General features: G+C 35.6%; 23 protein-coding genes. 11 read left to right on the forward strand and 12 right to left on the reverse strand.

The genetic code is table 11. The features are described from left to right. Nucleotides 1–147: 147 nt before the first annotated feature. A complete protein-coding gene (locus tag GIY83_RS10905; RefSeq protein ID WP_194616619.1) occupies nt 148–735 on the forward strand; it encodes a DUF4142 domain-containing protein in 588 nt (195 codons plus the stop codon). 225 nt (nt 736–960) lie between these two features. On the opposite strand, the gene GIY83_RS10910 is transcribed toward GIY83_RS10905, so the two are convergent. The 6 genes from GIY83_RS10910 to GIY83_RS10935 form a co-directional block, all read right to left on the reverse strand. After that, nucleotides 961–2,322: an amidohydrolase gene (locus GIY83_RS10910; RefSeq protein ID WP_208686927.1), complete on the reverse strand. Its 1,362-nt coding sequence runs from the start codon at nt 2,320–2,322 to the stop codon at nt 961–963. Between the two features lie 138 nt (nt 2,323–2,460). Beyond that, entirely contained in the window at nt 2,461–3,309 is an 849-nt protein-coding gene (locus tag GIY83_RS10915; protein WP_194616617.1) for an AraC family transcriptional regulator, read from the reverse strand. 381 nt (nt 3,310–3,690) lie between these two features. Then, nucleotides 3,691–4,743, reverse strand: a complete 1,053-nt coding sequence (locus GIY83_RS10920; protein WP_194616616.1) for an NAD(P)-dependent alcohol dehydrogenase — start codon at nt 4,741–4,743, stop codon at nt 3,691–3,693. Between the two features lie 257 nt (nt 4,744–5,000). Then, nucleotides 5,001–5,405, reverse strand: a complete 405-nt coding sequence (locus tag GIY83_RS10925; protein WP_194616615.1) for a cupin domain-containing protein — start codon at nt 5,403–5,405, stop codon at nt 5,001–5,003. A gap of 96 nt (nt 5,406–5,501) precedes the next feature. Then, on the reverse strand, nt 5,502–5,918 hold the full coding sequence (locus GIY83_RS10930; RefSeq protein ID WP_208686929.1) for a cupin domain-containing protein: 417 nt from the start codon (nt 5,916–5,918) through the stop codon (nt 5,502–5,504). Between the two features lie 189 nt (nt 5,919–6,107). Further along, nucleotides 6,108–6,980: an AraC family transcriptional regulator gene (locus GIY83_RS10935; RefSeq protein WP_194616613.1), complete on the reverse strand. Its 873-nt coding sequence runs from the start codon at nt 6,978–6,980 to the stop codon at nt 6,108–6,110. A 172-nt stretch (nt 6,981–7,152) separates the two neighbouring features. On the opposite strand from GIY83_RS10935, the gene GIY83_RS10940 reads away from it, so the two are divergent. From GIY83_RS10940 to GIY83_RS10950, 3 genes are all read left to right on the forward strand, one after another. Next, nucleotides 7,153–7,743, forward strand: coding sequence for a TetR/AcrR family transcriptional regulator (locus GIY83_RS10940; RefSeq protein ID WP_194616612.1), 591 nt, complete (start codon nt 7,153–7,155; stop codon nt 7,741–7,743). 72 nt (nt 7,744–7,815) lie between these two features. After that, entirely contained in the window at nt 7,816–8,265 is a 450-nt protein-coding gene (locus tag GIY83_RS10945; RefSeq protein ID WP_194616611.1) for a PaaI family thioesterase, read from the forward strand. Nucleotides 8,266–8,621: 356 nt separating this feature from the next. After that, complete coding sequence (locus tag GIY83_RS10950; protein WP_208686931.1) at nt 8,622–10,172, forward strand: DHA2 family efflux MFS transporter permease subunit; 1,551 nt, start codon at nt 8,622–8,624, stop codon at nt 10,170–10,172. A gap of 131 nt (nt 10,173–10,303) precedes the next feature. Here the strand turns inward: GIY83_RS10950 and galA are convergent, their stop codons facing one another. Beyond that, complete coding sequence (gene galA, locus GIY83_RS10955) at nt 10,304–13,138, reverse strand: beta-galactosidase GalA (protein ID WP_194616609.1); 2,835 nt, start codon at nt 13,136–13,138, stop codon at nt 10,304–10,306. A 211-nt stretch (nt 13,139–13,349) separates the two neighbouring features. On the opposite strand from galA, the gene GIY83_RS10960 reads away from it, so the two are divergent. The 5 genes from GIY83_RS10960 to GIY83_RS10980 all read left to right on the forward strand — a co-directional run bounded on the left by GIY83_RS10960 (nt 13,350) and on the right by GIY83_RS10980 (nt 17,720). Continuing rightward, entirely contained in the window at nt 13,350–13,739 is a 390-nt protein-coding gene (locus tag GIY83_RS10960) for a hypothetical protein (RefSeq protein WP_194616608.1), read from the forward strand. A gap of 23 nt (nt 13,740–13,762) precedes the next feature. Beyond that, complete coding sequence (locus tag GIY83_RS10965; protein ID WP_208686933.1) at nt 13,763–14,629, forward strand: chromate resistance protein ChrB domain-containing protein; 867 nt, start codon at nt 13,763–13,765, stop codon at nt 14,627–14,629. Between the two features lie 58 nt (nt 14,630–14,687). Continuing rightward, entirely contained in the window at nt 14,688–15,188 is a 501-nt protein-coding gene (locus tag GIY83_RS10970) for a hypothetical protein (RefSeq protein ID WP_194616606.1), read from the forward strand. Between the two features lie 170 nt (nt 15,189–15,358). Next, nucleotides 15,359–16,765 (forward strand): dihydrolipoyl dehydrogenase, encoded by a 1,407-nt coding sequence (lpdA, locus tag GIY83_RS10975; RefSeq protein ID WP_194616605.1) that lies wholly within the window; start codon nt 15,359–15,361, stop codon nt 16,763–16,765. 199 nt (nt 16,766–16,964) lie between these two features. Further along, nucleotides 16,965–17,720 (forward strand): SDR family oxidoreductase, encoded by a 756-nt coding sequence (locus GIY83_RS10980; protein WP_194616604.1) that lies wholly within the window; start codon nt 16,965–16,967, stop codon nt 17,718–17,720. 321 nt (nt 17,721–18,041) lie between these two features. Here the strand turns inward: GIY83_RS10980 and GIY83_RS10985 are convergent, their stop codons facing one another. Genes GIY83_RS10985 through GIY83_RS10995 form a run of 3 tightly spaced genes read right to left on the reverse strand, consistent with a single transcriptional unit; the run spans nt 18,042 to nt 19,513 of the window. Then, entirely contained in the window at nt 18,042–18,515 is a 474-nt protein-coding gene (locus GIY83_RS10985; RefSeq protein ID WP_208686935.1) for a hypothetical protein, read from the reverse strand. Between the two features lie 22 nt (nt 18,516–18,537). Next, a complete protein-coding gene (locus tag GIY83_RS10990) occupies nt 18,538–18,969 on the reverse strand; it encodes a lysozyme inhibitor LprI family protein (RefSeq protein ID WP_208686936.1) in 432 nt (143 codons plus the stop codon). A 49-nt stretch (nt 18,970–19,018) separates the two neighbouring features. Further along, nucleotides 19,019–19,513 carry a TlpA disulfide reductase family protein gene (locus tag GIY83_RS10995; protein WP_208686938.1) on the reverse strand — a complete coding sequence of 165 codons (495 nt, stop codon included), beginning with the start codon at nt 19,511–19,513 and terminating at the stop codon, nt 19,019–19,021. A 264-nt stretch (nt 19,514–19,777) separates the two neighbouring features. On the opposite strand from GIY83_RS10995, the gene GIY83_RS11000 reads away from it, so the two are divergent. Together GIY83_RS11000 and GIY83_RS11005 are read left to right on the forward strand one after the other, a co-directional pair. Then, on the forward strand, nt 19,778–20,080 hold the full coding sequence (locus tag GIY83_RS11000) for a helix-turn-helix transcriptional regulator (protein WP_055097872.1): 303 nt from the start codon (nt 19,778–19,780) through the stop codon (nt 20,078–20,080). Nucleotides 20,081–20,086: 6 nt separating this feature from the next. After that, nucleotides 20,087–21,193: an NADH:flavin oxidoreductase gene (locus GIY83_RS11005; RefSeq protein WP_194616600.1), complete on the forward strand. Its 1,107-nt coding sequence runs from the start codon at nt 20,087–20,089 to the stop codon at nt 21,191–21,193. Between the two features lie 394 nt (nt 21,194–21,587). Here GIY83_RS11005 and GIY83_RS11010 read toward each other — a convergent pair whose 3' ends face one another. Together GIY83_RS11010 and GIY83_RS11015 are read right to left on the reverse strand one after the other, a co-directional pair. Further along, nucleotides 21,588–22,721 carry an acyltransferase gene (locus tag GIY83_RS11010; RefSeq protein WP_194616599.1) on the reverse strand — a complete coding sequence of 378 codons (1,134 nt, stop codon included), beginning with the start codon at nt 22,719–22,721 and terminating at the stop codon, nt 21,588–21,590. A gap of 327 nt (nt 22,722–23,048) precedes the next feature. Continuing rightward, complete coding sequence (locus tag GIY83_RS11015; RefSeq protein ID WP_208686940.1) at nt 23,049–25,265, reverse strand: glycoside hydrolase family 3 C-terminal domain-containing protein; 2,217 nt, start codon at nt 25,263–25,265, stop codon at nt 23,049–23,051. Nucleotides 25,266–25,464 lie beyond the last annotated feature (199 nt).

A 25,464-nucleotide genomic window follows, 5' to 3' on the forward strand; every position in this document is an offset into this window, starting at 1 on the left:
GCGATTTTCTTGTGCTAATATAATACTATTTGTATTACATATTAATCTTTCATAAATCCAAATCCTGTAACATTATCCAAAAATACTGTAAGACATTCTTCACACAATCTGAATAATTTTACATCATAACATTTAAACTTATAAATCATGAAAAAAATATTATTAGCCGGAAAAGTAATTTTAGGAGCAGGATTATTAATCGTTTCCCTGAATTCTTGTAAAAACGAAACAAAACAAGAAGATCCAAAAGAAGTTGCTGAAGATAGTAACGAAGCCAAATTTGACTCAATTGATGATAAAAAAGATGATTCGGAATTTTTAGTAGATATCGCAGAAGTGAATCTTGCTGAAATCGAAATCGGAAAACTGGCTCAAACTAAAAGTACCAATCCTGAGGTTAAGAAATTTGGAAAAATGCTTGTTGATGAGCATACCAAATCGGCTTCTGAAGTAAGTGCTTTGGCTAAAGCTAAAAACTTCACCTTACCTACTTCGCTTACCGAAGATGGTCAGGAGGAATATAAAAAACTGAATGAAAAATCTGGTCTTGACTTTGATAAAAAGTTCGTTGATATGATGATCGATGGACACGAAAAAGCGATTGATAAGTTGCAAAAAGCAACTAAAGATGCAAAAGATGAAGATGTTAAGCTTTGGGCATCAAATAATATAGCACCGCTTACGGCTCATTTGGAGCACGCGAAATTGCTAAAACAAGGACTAGATAAAAAATAATTTAATTGGTTATTATTTATTTTAAAAACCCCTCAAGAGTTGAATTGCTTGAGGGGTTTTTCTTTTTTTTCAGGGACAAAGGTTCAGAGGTGCAAAGGGACAAAGGTTTTAATAACCATGTAGAATGAATTAAAATCCATCCCTACAATATGTTTCGTTCCTCCGGAACTGCTAGATAATTTTCAACACAACGCATTCAACCTTTTTCCCTTTGAACCTTTGCACCTATGAACCTATTGCGCCAGCAATAATTTTTCCTTTATAAAAAACTCCTTCTCTTTTAGGTAAACGCGCTACAGCTTCGGCGGAACAGCTTGCTTTTACTAAGATAAAATTGGCTTCGTTATCTACTGCTGGCCAAACACGGGTTCCGGAATCGTTAAGCGGTAATATTTCATCTTTTGTTGCGATGTGTAAAGCTCTGCTTAGATTATATTCATCCGTCCAGCCATACAATTGTGCACATAATTTTGCTTTTTCGAGCATATCGCAAGTCCCGAAAGGCTGCCAGTGATCGACAATACTATCGGTTCCTGTCATTAATTTTACACCATATTTTTTTAAAGTTGGAATTGGCATTATCGTTTTCCCAATCGGAATTCCTGACACTACTCCTATCCCAAGATTTCCCATTTGCTCGGCGATTTTTTCCAAATCTTTTGGGTCCATTTTCGCAAGTGCAAAACCGTGGCTTATATAGGTTTTTCCTTGTAGCTGTTTGTTTTCTTCGGTCTTTTTAATCATGTATTGGATCGCCTCTTTACCAGACGGTATCGATTCATGCAAATGAATGTCGACACCTTTATTATTGTCAAGTGCAATTTGAAACATGACATCAAGGGATTTCTCCATATTTCCGTCTACGTTTGTCGGGTCAAGTCCGCCTATGAAATCAATTCCCATCGAAGCCGCTTCTCTTAACAAAGGTTCACATTGCGAATATAGGATTCCGTGTTGCGGAAAAGCTACAATTTCAGATCCAAAACTATCTTTGTTTTTATCTAAAGCCGCTTGCAAATGTTCCAAACTTTTTAGTCCGCTTGCAGGATCGATATTACACTGGCAACGTGCAAAATAACTTCCCTGACTTTGCATTAGTTTAATCGCTTCTTCGGCTTTATGCTGAGAATCCGGTAATAATTGCGGGATTAACTTTTGCTCCAGCGTGATCATATCTTTTACAGTATATCCTTTTCTTGGCGCTGCATTCCAGGTTCCGCTGCCGTAATACGTTTTATCGATATGAATGTGCATATCGCGTAATCCCGGAAGCATCAAAAGTCCTTTGGCATCAACTGTTTTCAACTTCAAAGCCGACTTTCCTGTGGTAATACTTTTAATTTTACCATTGGCAATATGAATTGTATAAAGCGCTGTTTTCGTAGCAATTACTTCATTCTTCTCATTGTATTCAAAACCATCTTCTAATCGCACATTAATTAAAAGATATTCGCTTAAAGCTGTTTTGTTTTCTTCAGGCAATACTTGTGCAACGGCATTTCCTCCAATTCCTGAAAACAAAGCTGCGCCTGTTGCTGCGGCTCCCAATCCTAAGAATTTTTTTCGGCTTATTTTATGCTCTTCCATAAATTATATTTTATCTTCTCTGAGTTTGTTATACGATTTTACAATAACACTCTAATAATCAATAGTATTTATTGCATTGCAAAAATCGTTATAAACTCAAAATGATAACGGTAATATTACGGAGAAAGATGGTAAAAATTATAATTTTTTGAAATCGCCCGGAGTTTTTCCGGCATATTTTTTAAATACTTTACTAAAATATGTATTGTCGTTAAAACCAAGCTGATAGCCAATTTCTTTTATAGACAAATCGGTACTGGTTAATAAACGTTTAGCCTCAAGAATGGTTCTTTGTTTTATAACATCGCTTGCAGGAATCTTTAAATATTTCTGCGAAAGGATATTGAGGTAATTTGGTGTAATATTTAATTTATCGGCATAAAAATTCACCGAGGATTCTTTATTAAAATAATCGTCAATTAAAATAGTAAACCCTTTTATTATTTTCTCCGGCTTAGTCGAAGAATCATGCTCTGGAAATTGAACCAAATATTCTTTTTGCAATAATTTTAGCAGTAAATGTAAACGCAACAAAACTATTTCTTTGGTAAGTGTATCGTTATCAGACAATAATAATTCTATTTCATGCAAATGGTTTTTAAATTCCTCAAATTCTTTTTTGGTTAAAGAAAGACAAGACGGAACACTTTGCTCAAAAAACGAAAATTGTCCTAAATTCGAAAAAACACTAATTACATCTGCCGATAACATCAGCTGAAACCCGGAAGTATCAACATCAAGCGACCAGTTGTGTACCTGTCCCGGCCTGATAAAGTAAACCTGATAATCGTTTACATTATATTGTGTAAAATCGACATTGTGAACTCCCGAACCTTTCTCTACAAAAAACACAAGGTAAAAATCATGTTTATGTGGCTGCTCAAATTCATTTCTCCCCTTTACACTATGGCGAAATAAGGTAATACCCAAAGTTTCTTCCCCGAGTATATTGCCAACAGATAAAATAGGAATCGAATGTTTTTGCAAGAGAAAGTGGTTTGTTATTGAATTTCAAAATTAATAATTAAATAGTATCAATTTTTAAAAGAGAAAAAAAAAGGTCTGACTTTGAAGAGTCAGACCTTTTAAATATTTATTATAGTTCGCAATCCCAATAGCTATCAGTCACTATCATTAAATTAAGAAAAAAATAATATTATGCCGAATAAATCTCGCGTAAAATCGCAAAGGATTGTCATTTCGGCACAGAGGCTCGAGCCTTAGCAAAAAGATGAAGTAAATTTCCATAATTAACTTCACAACGCAAATCCAATCTTTGTCGAGCTTCTCGCGAGGATTTCTCCTCCGTCGAAATGACAATATTGTGTTTAAACTTTGTCTCAGTATCTCAGAACCTTAGTTACTTAGTTACTTCAAAGAAGCCATATCAATTACAAAACGATACTTAATATCCCCTTTTAGTAATCTTTCGTAAGCATCATTTACTTCATTAACACCAATTATTTCGATATCAGCAGTAATGTTATGTTCTGCACAGAAGTCCAGCATTTCCTGAGTTTCGGCAATTCCGCCAATGTTTGAACCTGCAAAGCTTCTTCTTCCTAATAAAAGACTAAATGATGTTACCGGAAGTGGTTCCATTGGAGCCCCAACCAGCGTAAGCGTTCCGTCTACTTTAAGTAAATTCAAATAAGAATCGATATCGTGTGGAGCCGATACGCAATCTAAAATAAAATTTAACGATTTTGCATGTTTTGCCATTTGTTCAGCATCTGTAGATAAAACTACTTGATCTGCACCCAAACGTTTTGCATCTTCGGTTTTAGACAATGATGTGGTAAAAACAACAACATGAGCGCCCATTGCTTTTGCCAGTTTAATTCCCATATGGCCTAAACCACCAATACCAACGATACCTACTTTTTGTCCTGGACCAACATTCCAGTGCTTAAGTGGAGAATACGTTGTAATTCCGGCACATAATAAAGGTGCAACTCCGGCAAGATCTAATTTATCTGAAACATGTAGTACATAATTTTCATCTACTACAATACTTTGAGAATATCCTCCAAAAGTTTGTCCGCCCAAATGAACGTCAGGAGAATTAAACGTTAGCGTATTTCCAGGATCACAAAATTGCTCTAATCCGTCCTTACAATGCTCACACTCTCTGCAAGAATCGACCATACAGCCTACTCCGGCCAAATCGCCAACTTTAAACCCCTTTACGTGATCACCTACTTTTGTTATACGTCCCACAATTTCGTGACCCGGAACTATTGGGTAAATCGTTCCATGCCACTCGTTTCTGGCTGAGTGCAAATCTGAGTGACAGATTCCACAATATAAAATTTCAATTTCTACGTCATGCGCTAGTACTGCTCTACGCTGAATGTCTAATGTTTGTAACGGTGCTTCGGCAGCTTCTGTACCAAAGGCTTTTATGTTTTTTGTTTCCATTTAAAATATTTGTTTAAAATTTCAGGTTTTTAAAATGCCACGAAGGCACTAAGACACAAAGTCTTTTTTTGCTTTATGTTGTGGATAATTTCACGCAGATTTAATTTGATTTAAAATCATTAGCTCAAATCTGTTTGAATCTGCTTGAAAAAAATATCATTTCGCGCAAAGTCGCAAAGTTTTCTTTTATAATATGCTTTTAAGATTCTCAGTTTTTTACTTAGTAACTTAGAACCTTAGCAACTCAGAAACTTAGTTTATTTTCCAAAACTAAAATACTCTTCATCGCTTACGCTTTCTAACCAGATTCCTTTTCCTTTGTCTATTTCTGTGATAATGCTAATGTGCGAGAATCGGCTAAAAGGTGTTGCGCCATACCAATGTTCTACGCCAGGTAAAATGGTAACTACCTCATCTTTATGAAGCAAACGAATCGCAGAACCTCTTTCCTGAAAATAGCCAATTCCGTCTGTTGCGATAAATAATTGTAAGCTTGCATTAATATGCCATTTGCATCTCGAACCGGGCTCAAAAGAGATTTCTTTAATCATGGTATTGTCCGGATGAATATTGCTGGTTTGTTTTTTATAAGAAACATTACCAGTCATAAAAGTATTCGGGATTTGTCCCTCTTCAATAGCGGAAGTATAAAGTGTTGACATAAAATTGATTTTTTGAGATTGATTTTTATTTAAATAAGAGCTAACAAAAACCGTTAATTAATCGTTAGATCTCGCCAAACAACACTTTTACTTAATTTATTTAAAGCTATTGTATTGTTCGTCAGTTACTGGTTCAAGCCAGTCTACAATACCTTTTTCGGTATTGGTACTAATTGCAATATGGGTAAACTGACCATCCGCAGAAGCTCCGTGCCAATGTTTTACTTCGGGCTGAATGTTGACAACATCACCTTCCTGAAGTAACTGAATTGGTTTTCCTTCTTCCTGATAATATCCTGTTCCTTGTGTTACAATTAGAATTTGCCCGCCGGGATGTGTATGCCAATTGTTTCTTGCGCCTGCTTCGAAAACTACATTACCCACTGCAGTATTTAAAACCGGATCATTTGGAACTAACATTTTCACCCATGCTTTTCCTGTAAAATAATCCGCTGAAGCCAAATCTCCTTTTGGGAAAATAGTTTCATTTAATTGATTTTCTGATTCTTTCATAATTATTTTGCTTTTTGTATATCAGTGCCTGAAACTAAATTAGAAAGCTAGAATGCGCTTTGTAGAAGTTATATTTAGTCAGCGAAAAACCGATAGTGGTTAATACTAATTATCTGAGGGCAAAATTACTTTAGCAACGACAATCAGAAATAACAATAATCAAACAAAAAATTAAGAATATGAAACAATTTACGATCGCAGCGATTTTGGAATCGTTCCTGTAAGTCTTTTAAAGTAATTATTAAAATAACTCGGATATTCAAATCCCAGCGAATAACCAATGTCTGAAATACTCCAATCAGTGTGTTGCAACAATGCTTTGGCTTCGCCAATGATTCTTTCTGTAATATGCGCCGTTGTTGGTTTTCCTGTTACTTCTTTTACAGAACGATTCAGGTGATTGACGTGTACAGACAAACTTTGCGCATAATCCTGTGGTGTTTTTAATACCAAAGGTTCATTTTTTGTTTCTATAGGAAATTGTCTTTCTAATAATTCTAAAAATAGAGAGGTAATTCTCGAAGATGCATTTTTATGTTTAAAGAAATTCTCCGAAGGCTGCATTTTCATTGATTCATGCAAAATCAAATTGATGTAATTGCGAATTAAATCATCTTTAAAAACATAATCGGTATCTTGTTCTTCGATCATTTTTTTAAATAACGAATCTATAAACACTTTTTGCTCAGCCGATAACGTAAAAATAGGTGTTCCGCCAATTTTAAACAAAGGCGATTCATGAAGACTTTCAGAACGATCGTTTGCTTTTAAAAACTCTTCGGTAAAAACACAGGCATATCCTTCATATTGAGGCGAAATAATTTCCCATGAATACGGAATATGAGGATTTCCGAAAAATAAAATAGTACCATCAGTTTCTATTCCACGATCTGCATAGTGAATCAAACTCTGACTTGTATTAATACAAATCTTGTAAAAATCCCTGCGATTATAGGTCGGAATCTTACTAATTGTATCGTTTACTTCGTATACTTTAAAACCTTTTAGCTTTAAATCGTTTATACCAAGTTCAGAAGCCTGAAAATCTAACTGCTCTTTCATGATGCAAAGTTATGAAAATCAAACAAAAATAAAGAAGTTTTTTTATTTCAGGTTTGAGGTTTGAAATGAGAATAAAAAATTAACCACAGAGAAAATCTGAAACAAAATAAATTCCAAAAATGTTGCCTAATTATACCAATCGGTATATATTTGCGTTTAAATTTTACCAATCATGAGTAAAGCTGAAAAAACCAAGCAATTTATTATCGAGAAAACTGCTCCTCTTTTTAATATGAAAGGATACAGCGGCACTTCGATGAGTGATATTACCGCGGCGACCGGACTTACAAAAGGAAGTATTTATGGTAATTTCGAAAATAAAGATGAAGTGGCTATTGCCGCGTTTAAATTTAATGTAAAAAAGCTCCAAGACACTTTTGCGAGAGAAATTGAAAAGCAAACAACTTTTAAAGACAAATTATTGGTATACCCAAGATTATATTCAGATTACTACGATTTAAGGGTTACAAAAGGCGGCTGCCCTATTATTAATACTGCAACGGAAGCTGACGATACTCATCCTGTTTTGAGAAAAAAAGTCGAAAACACCATTATGGCCTGGAAAAATAAATTAGTCTACTTTATCGAACAAGGAATCCTTGCGGGAGAATTTAAAGCCAAAGACATTGATCCCGAAAAAACAGCTTTGACTATTATTGCCATTATCGAAGGTGCCGTCATGATTACCAAAATCACCGGAAATCTTTCGAACTTATCTGACATTATGCTTTCGCTAAACAAAATCATAGACGACTTAGAATAAAAGTAATCACTACAATTGCTTTTTTTTGACTAAAAATATACCGATCAGTATTAAAAAATAAACTAAAACCTAATGGAAAAATTAACGAGATTACAAGTATTACAAAATCATATTGACAGAGAATTTATAGCTTCGCCATCGCCTTTTATGCTTTGGATGAAACCCATTGTGGTCGCTGCCGAAGAAGGAACGGTTACCTTTAAATATTTGGTTCGCGAAGAAATGTCTAATCCGGTGAAGAGTTTACACGGAGGCGTAACCGCTGCCATTGCTGATGATTGTATTGGAGCAACGATGTTTTCCCTAAATGAAGATACTTTTTATACAACTATAAATCTTGTTGTAGATTACTTTGCTCCTGCTTTTGTTGGAGATACTATTATTGCAAAAACAGCCATTATTAGAAAAGGAAAACAAATCGTCAATGCACAATGCGAAATATGGAACAAAGATCAGACCCGATTAATTGCAAGAGCCACTTCTAATCTTCTTAAAACCAATATCGTTAAGAAAGAATTATAAAAGATCTTAAATGAATCGTTTTTGTCGAATTCTAAATTAAATCTCTGTGCTGGCTATTTTTTTCACGCAGATTTTGCAGATTGAGCGGATTTTTTCATCTGTTACCATAATTTAAAACATATAGAAACATAGATTTTATAAACTTTAAAAAGGCGTTTCAGTTTACATCAATTCGTCCAGTTCCGAAACTTCGGGACGCGACTATGTGAAAGAAACGTGTTTCTTTTTTATATTCTTTTTATCACTATAAAATCTATGTTTCTATGTGCTTAATATTTTACGCATCTCAAGCTAATATCGATAAATTAAACCTTTTTTTTTAACCAAAAATATACCAATCGGTATAAAATGATACTATGACACCATTACACCGAAAACTGCTCATTTTTACAGTCATTCTGGCTGCTATTATGGAACTGATTGATATATCGATCGTAAACGTAGCCCTTTCTCACATGAGCGGAAATCTTGGTGCAACGCTAGAAGATACTTCGTGGGTGATTACAGCTTATGCAATTGCCAATGTGATCATTATACCTATTACAAACTTTTTGAGCTCTAATTTAGGCCGACGCAATTATTATATTGGTTCGGTTATTTTGTTTACGTTTTGTTCTTTTATGTGCGGACATTCTTCTAACATTTGGATGCTGGTATTTTTCAGATTCTTTCAGGGAATTGGCGGTGGAGCTTTGTTGTCTATTTCTCAGGTGGTGGTTTTTGAACTTTTCCCAAAAGACAAACAATCTACCGCAGGGGCTCTGTTTGGAGCAGGAATTTTCATTGGACCAACAATTGGCCCGACACTTGGCGGTTATATCACAGAAAATCATGATTGGCCGTGGATCTTTTTAATTAATGTTCCAATTGGGATTCTGGTAATGATTTCTTGCTATTTTCTTTTACGCGAACCGTCCATTAAACCGGAAATCACCAAAGTCGACTGGACAGGGATTGCCTTATTGGCCATTGGCGTCGGCGCATTGCAAACCGTTCTGGAAAGAGGCGAAGTCGAAGATTGGTTCGAAACACGATATATTATTGTTTTAACCGTTATTGCCGTCAGTACCTTATTATTTTTTATTTATTGGGAATTATCGATAGATAAACCCGTTGTAAATCTTCGGGTGCTTAAAAGTAAATCTTTGAGCATTGCCGCCATTCTGACTTTTGTAACGGGATTCGGAATGTTTATTTCTATCTATATTACGCCGGTTGTGGCGCAACGTCTTTTGAGTTTCTCTCCTTATCAAACCGGACTGCTTTTGCTTCCCGGAGCTTTATTTGCCTTGCTGGCCCTAAAAACCTGCGGAACATTATTGCAAAAAGGAATTTCTCCCGTAATTATCATCGCGTCAGGATTTCTATTATTCATTTATTTCAATTGGAGAATGTCCGAAATGACTTTAAACACCAGCGCTTCTGACGTAGCAACTTCTCTTATTTTTCGTGCTTTGGGTATGGCTTTGCTAACTGTTCCGCTTACCATGCTGGCTGTTTCCTCTCTGAATGATAAAGATGTTGGTCAGGGAGCTGCACTCAATAATATGATGCGACAATTGGGCGGTTCTTTTGGAGTTTCTATCATCAACACTTACGTTGCGCACAGATTTTCAGCACATCGAAATGAATTGGTATCGAATGTTAACCAATACAATATTCTGGCGATGGATCGACTAAATGCTTATATCAAATATTTTCAAAGCAAAGGTTTTGCGTATAATGAAGCCAAATTGAAAGCTCTTAAGCTGACGGAAAATATTATTTTGAGACAATCCTCTTTATTAAGTTATCGGGATGCTTTTTTTCTTGTTGGATTGTTTTTTGTTGTGACATTGCCGCTTCTTTTATTTGTAATGAACAAATCCAAGAAACCAAAAACAAATGTGATTATTTCTGATCATTGAAAAAATACAATCTGTGAATTTTATTATATGTCACCCCGCTGGGGTTTTATGATAGCGATTAGCAATTTTCTATAAATATCCTTGCCAAAGCTCCATCGGAGCGACATATATTACCGCAAAATATAAAAGCTTTATTTTTTCTTCTGATTAACATTCAAAACACCTGCCTTTAGTCCTTTGGCGGAAGCCGATAAAACAACATCATTTGCACCCTCTTCTTTCTGAATAATAATTTGTGCATAACCATTAAACAATTTACGTTTCCACGGTTCTGATGGGGTTATTACTCTGATAATTCCCGGATCTGTATTCATAACGTCCCAGTCTCTTACTTTTTGCAAAGGCGAAGCTCTTATGGTAATAACGTTGGTTCCTTCTTTTAAAACAGCTTTGTCAAGATGATATTTTTGAGAATCGTCTGTACTTGCATTAATTAAATTTCCGTTTACGAAAACAGACTCGTTTGTTCCTATTTTTTTATAAAAGAAATCAACACTATTTGATTGTAAATTATTTTTCAGCTCAAATTTTCCTCTGTAAATATATCCCGACGCCTGATTTTTATAATCTCTGTCTTTAAAAGCTTCTTTCCAGGCATTCGCTTCGTCTAAAGCAGATTCATTTGCATTGTCAACAGACGCCTGCTTTCTTTCTTCAAAATTAGTAATAGGAACAAGCGTAATATCATCCAAAAACTGATCTTTTTCTAACGATATTGGATCTCCGTTTCCTACGCCTAAGATTTTCCCTCCTTTGATAGCAAATGTAATTTCATTATTTGCAGTTGGAACGTGAACACCGTTTTTATCTGTAACTTCAACTGTTATAACCGAAACAGTAGCATCTGAGGGATTTTCTTTATCGATCGAAAGTTTTATGTTTTCAGGATTTCCGGTTGTTTTTTGAATGTCGGTCAAAATCTTTTTTCCTTCTTTATATCCAATAGCTTCGAGAGTTCCGGGCGTATATTTTACTTTCCATTCTAAATGGCCGTATTGCTCCATTTTCTTTTTGCCTAAACTCTTTTTATTCAGGAAAAGTTCGACTTCATCACAATTAGAATGTACCCAGACATCGATTTCCTTTCCTTCCATTCCGCTCCAGTTCCAGTGAGGCATAATATGCAGAACCGGTGTGCTTCCCCACCATGATTTTAGATAAAAAACATTGTCTTTCGGGAAACCGCAGACATCCATCATTCCGAAATAAGACGTTACCGATGGCCATCCATAAGGCGTTGGTTCTCCGCGATAATCAAAACCGGTCCAGATAAACATTCCGGCCAGATAAGGCCTTGAAGCATAAAACTTCCAGCCCTCTTCGATACTGTAAAATGTGGGGCGAGGTTTCTTGTCGTAAGCACTTTGATAATGTTTAGCATCATCAGTAAAATAAATACCTCGGGTTGCAAAAGTCGAACCTTCCTCTGTTCCCATTCCGGGTTGATTTTTAAATTCATTTCTATGAGTATCGATATCTCCGTTGCCCATATAATTATAGCCCATGATTTCGACTACCGAGGATATTCCGCTTTTAAAACCACTGCTTATTCCAACCGTTACAGGCCTTGTAGGATCGATGCTTTTACTAAATCCCTGCATTATATTGGTAATGCGTTCGCCCACGATTCCGCCTTCGATATTCCATTCTTCATTTCCAACCGACCAGCAAAAAATACTCGGATGATTGCGATCGCGCTCTATCATTCGCTTTACATCATTAAGATGATAATCGTTAATTCCCATTAAACGGGTTTCATCAATTACCAGCATTCCCAGTTTATCGCAGGCATCCAGCAATTCCGGAGTTGGCGGATTGTGTGAGCATCGATAGGCATTCGATCCCATTTCTTTGAGCTTTTTTATTCGGTAATATTGTAATTCGTCTGGTAGCGCCTTTCCAATTCCGGCATGATCCTGATGATTGTTGGTTCCTTTTAATTTTACAGATTGTCCGTTAAGAAAAAAACCTTTTTCAGGATCGAACTTAATCGTTCTGATTCCGAAATTCGTTTCATAACGGTCTACAATTTTCCCTTCTTGTTTAATCTGCGTAAGCAAACGATATAAGTTTGGCGCATCTATATCCCATAATAAAGGATTGTTGACTTTTATTTTTGAAGTGAATTTTACTGTTTTATAAAAATCCGGAGCTGATGCATTTTCAGTAATAGTTGCTACTTCTTTACCCGAAGCATCAATAATCGTTTGTAAAACTTCTATTGCACTTTTAAAATTTCCTTTGTTTTCAATAGTAACTTCGGCCGTAACCTCAGCAGTAGCATTTTGAATTTCAGAAGTTACATAAGTTCCGTTTTGGATCACGTGCAACGGATTTGTTTTTTGCAGATAAACATGTCTGTAAATCCCCGCGCCTTCATAAAACCAGCCTTCTTCCATCGAAGCATCGGCACGAACCACAACGGTGTTTTCACCTCCATAATTTACATAAGCCGTAATATCATATTCAAAACCGTTGTAACCACTTTCTTCTGTCCCAAGGAAATGACCATTAAAAAACACTTTCGAATTTCTAAAAACACCATCAAATTTTAGCGATATAATTTTACCCTGATCGCTTTGCGGAATACTGATTTTTTTTCGATACCAGCCAATACTTTTTTCAGGAAAACCTTTTCCGGAAGCTTTAAAACCATGACTGTAACTCGCCTTTTCGCTAAAACCCTGCTCGACTGCCCAATCATGCGGAAGATCAATTTTTCTCCAGGCGCGATCATCAAAACCCGTTGCTGCGGGACCATCACCAAAACCGGTTTTAGCCAAATAGGAGAAGTAACCTTCGGCATGGCCAAAATCCTTTTGAGTATCATACAAATGACCCAACGAAAAACGCCAGTCTTTATCGATTAAAATTAATTCCCGGTCTGATTTGTTCTGGGCGAATGAACTAATCGAAATTAAAACAATAAAATACAGGAGAATTTCTCTGAACGAAATAGTTTTCATAAAAATGTGGTTAGCTAGCAGGGATAAAAATATCGCTTTTAAGCCTACGAAAATAATAGTATTTTATCAAAACCTGATGGTATTTACTTTCGCACGTATAACTGAAAATTAGGCGATAAAAAATTTAGAATCATTCTACGGGCTATACTTTGTTAAATTATTCTCTTTTAATGTAATTTTATCTTGAATTTCAACTAAAAAAAGTATTATCATGAGTGTTATTAAAGACGAAAATACGCTTCTTAATACTATTAAGCGCATTGACCAAAAAATTGACAAACTAAATGATCAAAAAATAATTGCTTTTTTTGAATCACTTGGCTTAACAGAAAGAGAAGACATCCCGCCGGCAACAGAATTCCTGAAATGGGAAACCATACTTGTTGTCGTACCAAACAGACATATATCGCACGAATTAAAATATTATAAATATTCGATTGCAAGGCTTTCATTTGTTACCAACCCAAATGCCAAAACAATACACCTTTTCGATTTTAACGAATGGCAAAATATCACCCGAAACAAAACCCAGTTTCAGGTTAGAGAATTGCTAAAGAATAGTTTTGGCGGTGTAAAGAATCATGAAGAGAGATTAAATTGATACTATTTTAATAAATAAGCGCAATGAAATGGATTACCAGAGAACGACCTAAAATTGACAGAATAGCAAGTCCCTGGTTAATTAAAAAGTTTGTTGATGCTGAAGCTGAATTTATTTATGTCCCGTTTGATGAAGTTTTAAGTAAGGCGGCAACTTTAGAAGCTATTCCGTTTGATATTCCTGATGTCGAATTTACGCATTATAATGATGAATGTACTTTTGACTATATCATTAAAAAATATCAAATTAGCGATCCCGCAATTTTAATAATGTCCCGGATTGTCCGAGGTGCCGATACAGACCGACATGATATTGCCAAAGAATCTGCCGGGCTTTGGGCAATTTCTGCCGGACTTTCGCACAATATTACAGACGATTCTGAATTATTAAAAAACGGAATGATTCTTTACGATGCGCTTTACAGCTGGGCGACGCATCTTTACAAACAAAAGCATTTACAAAATAGTCCTTTCGAAAGTTTACTTCATGAGGTTTATAACAAGTTTTTAAACGAAAAAAAATCAAACAAAAAGATACCTTCATGGGTCAAAGATTTAAAAGAGATTATTCAGGATCAAATAGACGCTCAGTTTACTTTTGATTTAAAGAAAATCTCCAGCGATTTAGAACTAAACCCTTCTTATTTATCACGTGAATTTTCGAAATATTTTGAAGATCTAAATTTTGGTGAATACGTTCGGAAATTACGAATTGAAAAAGCCATAAATCTAATTCAAAACTCAAATTATACACTTACCGAAATTGCCTACATGACGGGATTTTCAGACCAAAGTCACTTTACCAGAATTTTCAAATTGCATACGGGTAAAAATCCGTCTTCGTATCGGAAAAATGCCTTAAAAAGTAATCCAGATACAAAAGGTAAATAGCATTCTATTTATCAATATAAAGTCGTGATAGTTTTGTTTTTTCTAAAACCAAACTATTATGAATTCATTGAAATACCTTTTTATTTTAATTCTAATTGCATCAAAATCAGCGGCATTTGCTCAAACTACTTATCCCAAAATTACCGGCTATTTTGGCATCCTTCACCCTATTGTAATGATTAGTAATGAACAAACCAACTTGAATTTCAGGGATTATTATGCGGTAGGTTTCCCAACAGGAATAAACATTTGGAAAAGCTCTAAAATAGGGTTTTCGTTTGAAATTGTTCCCAATATAAAAGCCGAAGACGGTCATGATAAAGTGACCAACATATTATTTCATCCGGGCGTTTTGGTCGCTTTGGGAAAAGGCTACACTTTTGCAGGAAGGGCTGCTTTTGAAAGCGGAGGAAGATATGGCTTTACGCCTGTTATAAATAAAACGGTTATAAAAAGTGAGAATTGCAGCTATTTTGTAGCGGTTCCTTTTCCAGTTCGATTTGGAAACGATCATCCCGCAACTTTTACAGTAGGTTTTCAATTCGGAATTGCTTTTTAAACATCACTAAGTCAACTGATTAATCATCAAAAAAAAGACAAACTCACTTCCGTAATAAAATATAATTCCTTATATTTCAAACACTTAAAAAAGACAAACAATTACTTATAATACAGGAGTAATTGCGAAGTCTACGTAGTTCTTTTGAAACATAACTAATTTTTTATTCTATGGAAACAAAGTTTGATATCATTGTTATTGGTTCCGGACCTGGCGGTTACGCATCGGCCATCAGATGTTCGCAATTGGGTTATAAAACAGCTATCGTCGAAAAATACAAAGCCTTAGGCGGCACTTGCACCAATGTAGGATGCATACCCACAAAAGCGCTTCTTGACAGTACAGAACATTATCATGAAGCGGCCACCAAATTTGCCACTCACGGAATCATAACAGGAAAATTAAGTCTGGACTTTCCGCAATTCATCAAAAGAAAATCAGAAGTTGTCGAGCAAAATATTGCCGGACTGAACTTTTTGATGAAGAAGAATAAGATCGAGGTTTTTGAAGGATTTGCTTCTTTTTTAAACGATAAAGAAATCAGCGTAAAAGCAACAGACGGTTCTTCCTCTACCATTTCCGCCACTTATTACATTATTGCAACGGGCTCAAAACCCGCTACAATTCCCGGAGTCGAAATCGATAAAAAACGAATCATAACTTCGACAGAAGCACTTTCGCTTCCGGACAAACCCAAAACAATGGTCATTATTGGTGGTGGCGTTATTGGTGTAGAAATGGCTTCGATTTATGCCCGAATTGGTGCTGAAGTTACTATAATCGAATATTTCGACAGCCTGATCCCAACAATGGATAAAGAACTTGGCAAAGAACTCAAAAAAATATTTACCAAACAAAATATCAAAATTTTACTCAGCCATAAAGTACAATCGGCAAAAAATAATGGCAAAAATGCAACCGTTACTTTTCTTGATACTGCAAATGCTACACAAGAAATTACTGCCGATTATTGCCTGGTTGCCGTGGGTAGAAAACCGTATACAGAAGGTTTAGGATTAGAAAACACCAAAGTAGAAGTAGATTCGAAAGGCCGAATCGTAACGAATGAAAAGCTGCAAACCAAATCCGAAAATATTTATGCTATTGGCGATGTTGTTGCCGGAGCCATGCTCGCCCATAAAGCTGAGGAAGAAGGAATATTTGTTGCCGAAACGATCAACGGGCAAAAACCGCACATCAATTACAAATTAATTCCCGGAGTGGTTTATACCTGGCCGGAAGTCGCTTCTGTAGGCTATACCGAAGAGGAACTGAAAGAAAAAGGGATCGAATATCGTGTGGGGAAATTTCCGTTTTCGGCAAGTGCCAGAGCAAGAGCAGCATTAGAAAAAGATGGTTTCTCGAAAGTACTTTCAGATCCTAAATACGGCGAACTTTTAGGCATGCACATCATTGGCCCACGAGCCGCAGATCTGATTGCACAAGGCGTAATAGGAATGGAATATGAAGTGACTGACGAAGATATGTTTAGAATTTCATACGCCCACCCCACTTACTCTGAAACCCTGAAAGAAGCTTATATGATTGCATCGGGGCAAGGGGCGATTAATATTTAAATTACAATTTTAAAATTACAATAGGATTCTCAAATGAAAATTATGATTTGAATTAGGAGCTATCCTGCTATTCACTTGTATCTTTTGTGGCGAACACCGCCACAAAAGGATACCGCTTCTATCAGGGCTAGGGCTCTCGTTTTCAAAATAAATTTTAAGTAAAAACATTTTATATTTCACAAAACACCTCTTACGAAAAATGAAAACTTCAAACAACACTATTCTAATTACTGGCGGCGGATCAGGAATTGGATACGAAATTGCAAAACTATTTTCTGCTGATAACAAAATAATTATTACAGGAAGAAATGCCGAAAAACTGGAAAAAGCGGTTTTGAGTTTAAAAAATGTAACCGGAATCGTTTCAGACATTAACAATGAAGCCGATGTGACTAAATTAACCAAACAATTAAATGAAGATTTTCCTAACCTTAATATAGTCATCAACAATGCCGGTTTAGCCCACTATTTTAAACTAACGGATGAAAATGCCAATGCATTCGAAAAAGCCAGCGAAGAAATCCTGACCAATTATCTTTCGATAGTAAGACTGACCGAAAAATTGCTTCCTTTGCTTCAAAAACAGCCCGAAGCTGCTTTTGTAAATGTTTCGTCTATTGCTGCCTTTTCTCCCGGATATACACTACCGGGTTATGCGATAAGCAAAGCGGCGCTTCACTCCTATTCTCAGGTATTAAGAGTTTCACTTGAAAAACATGAGAAACGACCACTTGTAAAAGTTTTTGAATTGATGCCTCCTTTAGTAAATACCGAATTTTCTAAATCAATTGGTGGCGAAAATGGCATAAGCCCGGAACAAGTCGCTTTAGATCTTAAAAAAGGATTCGAAAATGAAACCTACGAAATTCACGTTGGCGCAACAGCTGATTTTTATAAACTGTATCTTTCTTCTCCGGAAGATGCCTTACAGGCGATAAATGCGAATCGAAAATAATTTTTGAGGTTTTAGGTTTTCCCAACCTTTGTCAAAGTTTTACACATAGAGTATAAGGAACTTTTGTGAAATCCGAATTTTAAAGTTGGTATACGCATTTTTGTCATTTCATAAATGACTAAGTTGTCACCTAATTTAATTTCTATCTTCAAACATAGCCCGTGGTTTCAACCACAGGAGCGCAATACGAGGCGCGATAATATGCCACCCCGTGGTTGAAACCACGGGCTATGTCTGACAAGTTTACAAGTAAAAACTTTAACAAAAATGCGCAAACAAACTTGAAACGTGAAACAAAAAAACTGAAATAATCCAATCCTTTTATATCTTAATCTCAAAAATCCTGACGAAATTACGCTCTAACTTTTTTCTCTTTCTTTCTTCTTTCCATCTTGAATAAAAAATAAGAATAAGAAGAAACAAACTCACAATTGTAGTGGCTCTTCTAAGACCTCTTCCAAAAAAAAGGAAAAATACATTAATAATTATTAAAAAAACTACCGGAGAAAATCTTGTCCAGATCAACTGGAACTTACTGTTGGGTTCAACGATATAACTTACGTTAACCCTATTATTGATATTCTTGTAATTTCCTCTTATAATAAAATAAGTTGGTGAAGTTCTCGAATTTAGAGTCAATCGAAAACTTTTCTCATCAAAAAGTCCGTAGAAAGGCTTTGTACCTCCAAATCTGGGAAATATTATAAAGAGACTTAAGTTTGCTTTTAGAGAACCAATTTCTGTGTTAGTTTGTAATCTAGTTCTAAATTCAGCCAGACTGAGTTTTGATTCCATTTAAGCTATTTATTTAAAGCAACTATATTCTTTTTATAAGTTCTTTGACTCTCGCGAAAACGTAATTTGCTTTTTCATCAAAAACTACCATATCAAAATCACTGCTTCCTTCTATAAAATGACCTTCTTTTTTGGTATCAGAATATACTTTCTCAAAATACAGATCGCGTTTCTTTATCCAGTCTAATTGTTCTTTTTTTAATTTTGATTGTTCTTTAGAACTCAATTTAAGTTTTAAATTCTTGTACACCACATTCAATAAACTATCCGATTGATTGTAATATTCAATTGCACAATTTTTCATACCGCTACCGTTGTTTAAACAACTTTGATAGGAGGTTTTCACTTTATTAACGGTTTCCATTGTTTGTGCATTACTCTGAAACACAACCAAAATAAAGAATAGTAGTGCTGATTTTTGAATCATGATTATATCGTCATTTATTGTTATCACTTTTTTTGAAATAGCAATATACTCAAAGTTTTGATTACTTGCAGTTTTTTTACTGCGCTGTCAACAAACTTTTAAGCATCTCTTCCAAAGCTTTTCCGTGAATATTTTTAGCCAGAATAATTCCGTTTTTGTCTATTAAAAAGTTCAATGGTACAGATTGAAGCATATAATCGCCCACAACAGGAGAATTCCAGTATTTCAAATCACTTACTTGTGTCCATGTCAATTTTTGCTTTGCGATAGCGGCCAGCCAAAGCGGCTTTTTAGTATCCATAGAAACGCTGTAAATAGAAAACTTGCCCGCATAGATATTGTTCAATTTTATTAATTGCGGCTGTTCTTTGATACAAGGCCCGCACCATGATGCCCAAAAGTCTACTAAAACCAAATCTCCTCTTAAAGAGGAAAGTGCCACATTATTTCCTTTTGTATCCGGAAGATCGATTTCAGGAGCAATATCTCCAACATCTGTTCCTACTACCTGAGCTTTTGACGTCGTTGTGATACACAATAAAAGTCCTAGAATAAGTAAAATTTTCTTCATAGTTTGATTAAGTTATTTATTTGGGGATTTGTTTTTTTTTATCTCGCAATTTTCTCATTTGCAGAATCACGCGTGTGATTTCTATCCCATCGAAATGACAAGTTTGTGGTTAGCCTTTGTGAGATTAATTTTCACAAGCAAATATAATTTTTCTTTATTAAAATCCTCCACTGTTTCATACAACTTCCTTTTCTCCATCTTAATTTTTTGCTAAATAATTATCTCCTTAATTGGTATATCGGGAAAAGTCGATATATTTGCGCCATGGAACCAATAGAAATCTTTAAAGCGCTCTCCAACAAATCCAGATTGCAAATGCTGGAATGGTTAAAAGAGCCTGAAATCAATTTTCCGGATCAGCTCCAGCATGCTGGATTTGAGCACGGAGTTTGCGTTGGACAAATACAAGCCAAGGCTGGGCTAACGCAATCGACTGTTTCTGAATATCTCTCTATTTTACAACGCGCCGGATTTATAGAATCTAAACGTGTTGGACAATGGACTTACTATAAACGCAACGAAGGTGCCTTTGAAGCACTCAGTAACTTAATTCAATCTAATTTGTAAATTACTATGAGTACAAACAACCTGTTTTCGCCATTTAACTTAAAAACGTTAAATCTTAAAAATAGAATCGTAATGGCGCCAATGACGCGCTCATTTTCTCCAAACGGAGTTCCAACTGACGAAGTAGCTTCTTACTACCAAAAAAGAGCCGAAGGCGAAGTTGGTTTAATATTATCTGAAGGAACTGTTATCAACAGAGCTTCATCATCTAATGATGCTAATGTGCCGCATTTTCATGGGGACTTAGCTTTAAACGGATGGAAAAAAGTGATCGACGAAGTTCACGCTGCCGGAGGTGCTATGGGACCACAAATTTGGCATATGGGAATTATGGACAATCACCATTCTGGATGGGTGCCACCGGTTCCTTTTGAAGGTCCGTCGGGATTAAACCGTCCTGATTTTAGAAATGGTGTTTCCATGACTGAAAAAGATATCGAAGATACCATTCTTGCTTTTGGTCAGGCTGCAGCCGATGCTAAAAGATTAGGTTTTGATACGATCGAAATTCACGGAGCTCACGGTTATTTGATCGATCAGTTCTTTAGAGCCGAAACGAATTTACGTGAGGATATTTACGGTGGAAAAACACTTCCGGAACGTAACCGTTTTGCTATTGAAGTAGTAAAAGAAATCAGAAAACAAGTAGGGAATGATTTTGCTGTAATCATGCGTTTTTCTCAATTTAAACCTTCTGATTATAATTATAAACTGGCTAAAAATCCACAGGAATTAGAAGCATGGTTAACACCTTTTGTTGATGCTGGTGTTGATATTTTACATTGTTCTCAACGTCGTTTCTGGGAACCTGAATTCGAAGAATCTGATTTGAACTTTGCGGGCTGGGCTAAAAAAGTAACCGGAGCGCCAACTATTACAGTAGGTTCTGTTGGTCTTTCTGGTGATTTCTTTGGTGCATTTGCAGGAGAAAGTTCTCAACCAACTTCTCTGGAGGAATTAAACAGACGTTTCGACAGAGGCGATTTTGATTTAGTTGCTGTAGGAAGACCTCTTTTATCTGACCCGAATTGGGTGGCTAAAATCAAAGCGGGTAAAACGGATGAATTGAAAGGTTTTAGCAAAGAAGCTTTGGGAGCTTTGGTTTTAGAATAAGTTTTTTAAAAAAAAGGGACAAAGGTTCAAAGGCTCAGAGGGACAAAGTTTTTCTAGAGTGGTCTAAATACAAAAGGGATGAAACTTTAAAGTTTCATCCCTTTTTTTATATCTATAAGATAATTAAAATTTGGAGATGCAAAAATACAAACATTCAAACGACAAAATTTTTCGTGTTTAGGACTTTCCCCTTTGAACCTTTGTAACTTTGAACCTATGTCCCTTTAAAAAAAACAAAGGGATGAAAACATGAAATTCCATCCCTTTTTTGAATATCTATAACTAACAAAATTAAGAAATTCAAGATCTTTATACAGGTTCAGAGTTACAAGGTTCAAAGTAGTAAAGTTTCCCCTTTGTCCCTCTAAGCCTTTGAACCTTTGTCCCTTCTCTATTAAGAAACTTTTCTTTTTTGAAATTTATTCTGAAGCCAATTGCGTACGGGTTCATCGTAGAATTTCAAACATAAAATGGCAATTACAATGCTTGAAACCAAAACTCCGATTCCCACCATATAACCGTTTTTCAAAGAAACTTTATTATCTATTACCCAGGCAGTATACCAGTAAATTAAAGGATAATGTATAATATAAATTGGATATGAAATATCGCCAAGAGCTTTGCATATTTTAATAGAAATTGCATTTTTGATCTGTCCTCCTGCTCCAATAGCAACAATTAAAGGAAAGAAAAGAATAATAACAACTGATTCGTATAAACCATTCATCCATAAAGTATTTTCATCGCCAATTCTTGGTATCGAAAAAATAACCACAATTAGAATACTGCAAATCCAGAAAGCGCCTTTTAAGTGAATTAACTTTCCTAATCTTGAAAGTAAAACTCCGGCAAAAAACGGATATAATAAACGGGTAAAACCAACATTCATTTGCTGCAGATTTAAAGACCAGCCTCCAATTACATCTCCATTTGGTCCAAAAACAGTATAGTTAATTAGCATTGCTGCGAATATAAAAACCAAGATTCCCAGGACTTTATTCGAAAATTTACGAAATAATACAGCATATAAAATATTGGCAATATATTCGAAGAATAATGACCATGCCGGCCCGTTAAGCGGATGCATTTCGCCCCAGCCTCTAATTTCTAATGATGGCGGAATTGGAAGTAATGTAAACCCAATTACCATGGTTAGGATCACTTTCCAAACTTCCATTCCGGCAATTAACGGAAAAAGATTGGATGCCTGAAAATAGTAGAAAATAGCTCCAATGATCATTCCCATAATAACCATAGGTTGTAAACGAATTAAACGTCGCTTATAAAATTCCCATTGGGTCATTTTTCCCCAACGATCGTCGTAAGCATATGCTACAACAAATCCTGATAAAAGGAAAAAGAAATCTACGGCGAGATAACCGTGATTGATAATTTGTGCAAAGCGGCTCCCTCCGTTATGGGCTTCAAAAATGTGAAAAATCACTACTAAAATCGCTGCAACCCCTCGCAAGCCGTCCAGAATTTCATAATGTTTTTTAGGTTTAATATCAATAGAAACTGAGCTCATAAAAATATTTTGGTGGTTAAAGGTTAGTTCTTATTTTTTGGTGTAAGCTAAAATAATATTTTTTCTAAACAGTCATAGTTTTCTTTAAATAGATAATCGAAAAGTTCTCAAAGTTTATCGCAGGGCAAACAAAGAAGAGTTTAATTCCACAATACATATTACACACATTACTTAATTTCCTTAATAGTAAAACTTAAAAGTTCCGTAAAGCTTAATTTTCTTACTATCTTAATGGTAAAACTCTCAAACGGTGAAATCATTTTAAAAGTAAAGCTGCAAATTTTTACACTTGCAGCTTTACAACCAACCAATTTAGAAATAATGAAATTATTGAAGTGAGAATCCCACTTTAGATTTTATATCTGTAGAAGAAGCTCCAACGATTGCTTCAAAAGCTCCCGGTTCAGCAACCCAGTCGTGTTTTTTATCATCAAAAAAGCTTAAAGCTGTTTTGTCTACTGTAAAAGTTACTGTTTTTTCTTCTCCCGCTTTAAGCGAAATTTTCTCAAATCCTTTTAATTCTTTAATTGGACGTGGCAATGAAGATTTTAAATCGCTGATATAAAGCTGAACAACCTCAGAACCTTCTCTTGATCCTGTATTTTTTACATTAACTGAGAATGTAATCTTGTCGCTGCTTGACATTTGTTTTTTATCTGCTGTTACTTTTCCGTATGCAAAAGTCGTGTAGCTTAAACCGTGACCAAAAGAGAATAATGGTTTCGCTTTTTGTTTATCTGCCCAGCGGTAACCTACAAAAATGCTTTCATTATATTTTACTTCGTCTCCACCAGGAAATTCTCCTAAAGCATGAGCGCCGTTATCCGCTAATTTTACAGGGAAAGTAAAAGATAATTTTCCTGAAGGGTTTACATCTCCAACCAAAACATTAGCCAGTGCATTTCCTGCTTCTGTACCTAAAAACCATCCTTGTACAATTCCCGGAACTTCTTTTACCCACGGCATTGCCACAGCGTTTCCTGAAATATTTACAAAAACCACATTTTTATTTACTTTAACCAATTCAGTAATTAATTTATCCTGACCATATGGTAAGCCTAATTCTTTACGATCATGTCCTTCTGCATCCTGATTGTCACTTTTGTTTAATCCTCCAATAAAAAGAACGATATCAGCATCTTTAGCTACTTTAACAGCCTCAGCAGTCAATTCTGCCGGAGAACGTTTGTCTTCCAGACTTACTTTTGCTACTACTCCGTTATATTCACTTTTGGGATCTCCAACATAACCACGCGCATAAACGATTTCAGCCTGGTTTCCAATTCTTTTCTTTAATCCTTCAAGAGGTGTAATTTCGTATCTTGCTTTAAGCGAAGAACTTCCTCCACCTACAGTCATCATTTTGATCGCATTTTCTCCAACAACCACAATTTTCTTTGTGTTAGAAAGATTGATTGGTAAAATGTTATTATTGTTTTGAAGCAATACAATTCCTTCTTCGGCAATTTTACGACCTGCATCTGCGTGCTCTTGTGTTCCAAAAGATCCAAACGGACGGTTTCTATCCATTGTAGTAAGGAAAGATAAACGTAAAATACGACGTATTTTTTCGTCTAATTCTTTAGTTCCAACTTCCCCTTTTCTAATCATTTCAGAATATGGTTTCGCTAAGAAATAGTTATCGTATGCATTACTGGTTCCCCATGAAAGTCCGTTAGTCCAAGAACCAAACTCCATATCAAGACCATTAAAAATAGATTGTTTGGTATCGTTAACTCCACCCCAATCTGAAACTACAACACCTTTGAATCCCCATTCTCCGCGAAGAATATCATTCAATAAAAATTCATTATGACAACATTGCTGTCCTTTGTATTTATTATAAGATCCCATAATGGCCCAGGCATCACCTTCCTGAACTGCAGCTTTAAAAGCAGGTAAATAGATTTCGTATAAAGCACGGTCATCAACCACTACGTTTACTGAGTTACGTTTTGTTTCCTGATTGTTTAAAGCGAAGTGTTTTACACAGGCTGCAACTCCGTTTGCTTGTACACCTTTAATATAAGGAACAACCATCTTGGCAGCAAGAAAAGGATCTTCTCCCATATATTCGAAGTTACGACCGTTTAGTGGCGTTCTGTAGATATTTACTCCAGGTCCTAACAATACATTTTTATTACGGTAACGCGCTTCTTCTCCTATCGATTTACCATATAAAGAAGACAACTCTTTGTTCCAGGTTGCAGAAAGTGCTGTAAGAGCCGGAAATGCAATACAAGAATCGTTTGTCCAGCCTGCCTGATCCCATTCGTCCCATTTTACTTCGGTACGAATTCCGTGAGGTCCGTCAGTCATCCAGTTTTCCGGAATTCCTAAACGTGGTACTCCTGGCGAACTGAATTTTGACTGCGCATGAATCATGGCAATTTTTTCTTCTGTGGTCATTCTTTTAAGAGCGTCTTCTACACGCTCATTAATTGGCTTTTTATCATCTAGATAAACCGGAATTTTACTCTGTGCGTTTACACCGATAGAGCTCAACAAAAGTAAAACAACAATTGTTTTAACGTTTTTAAACATAACTATTAATTTATTAAAGCATTTAATGTACAATCTAAAAGGCAGTAATAAGGTCATTATTACCTTTTAATAATATTGTAAAGCTAAAACGTTATAGTTCGTTTTTAATTTTCAAATGAAAAAAAGTAGTGAAACAAAAAAATAAATATTTGATTTACAAATACTTGTACAAAAACACCCCCTAAAAAAAGTAGTGGTT

The sequence above is a fragment of the Flavobacterium sp. SLB02 genome (genome assembly GCF_009664855.1).
Lineage (GTDB): Bacteria > Bacteroidota > Bacteroidia > Flavobacteriales > Flavobacteriaceae > Flavobacterium.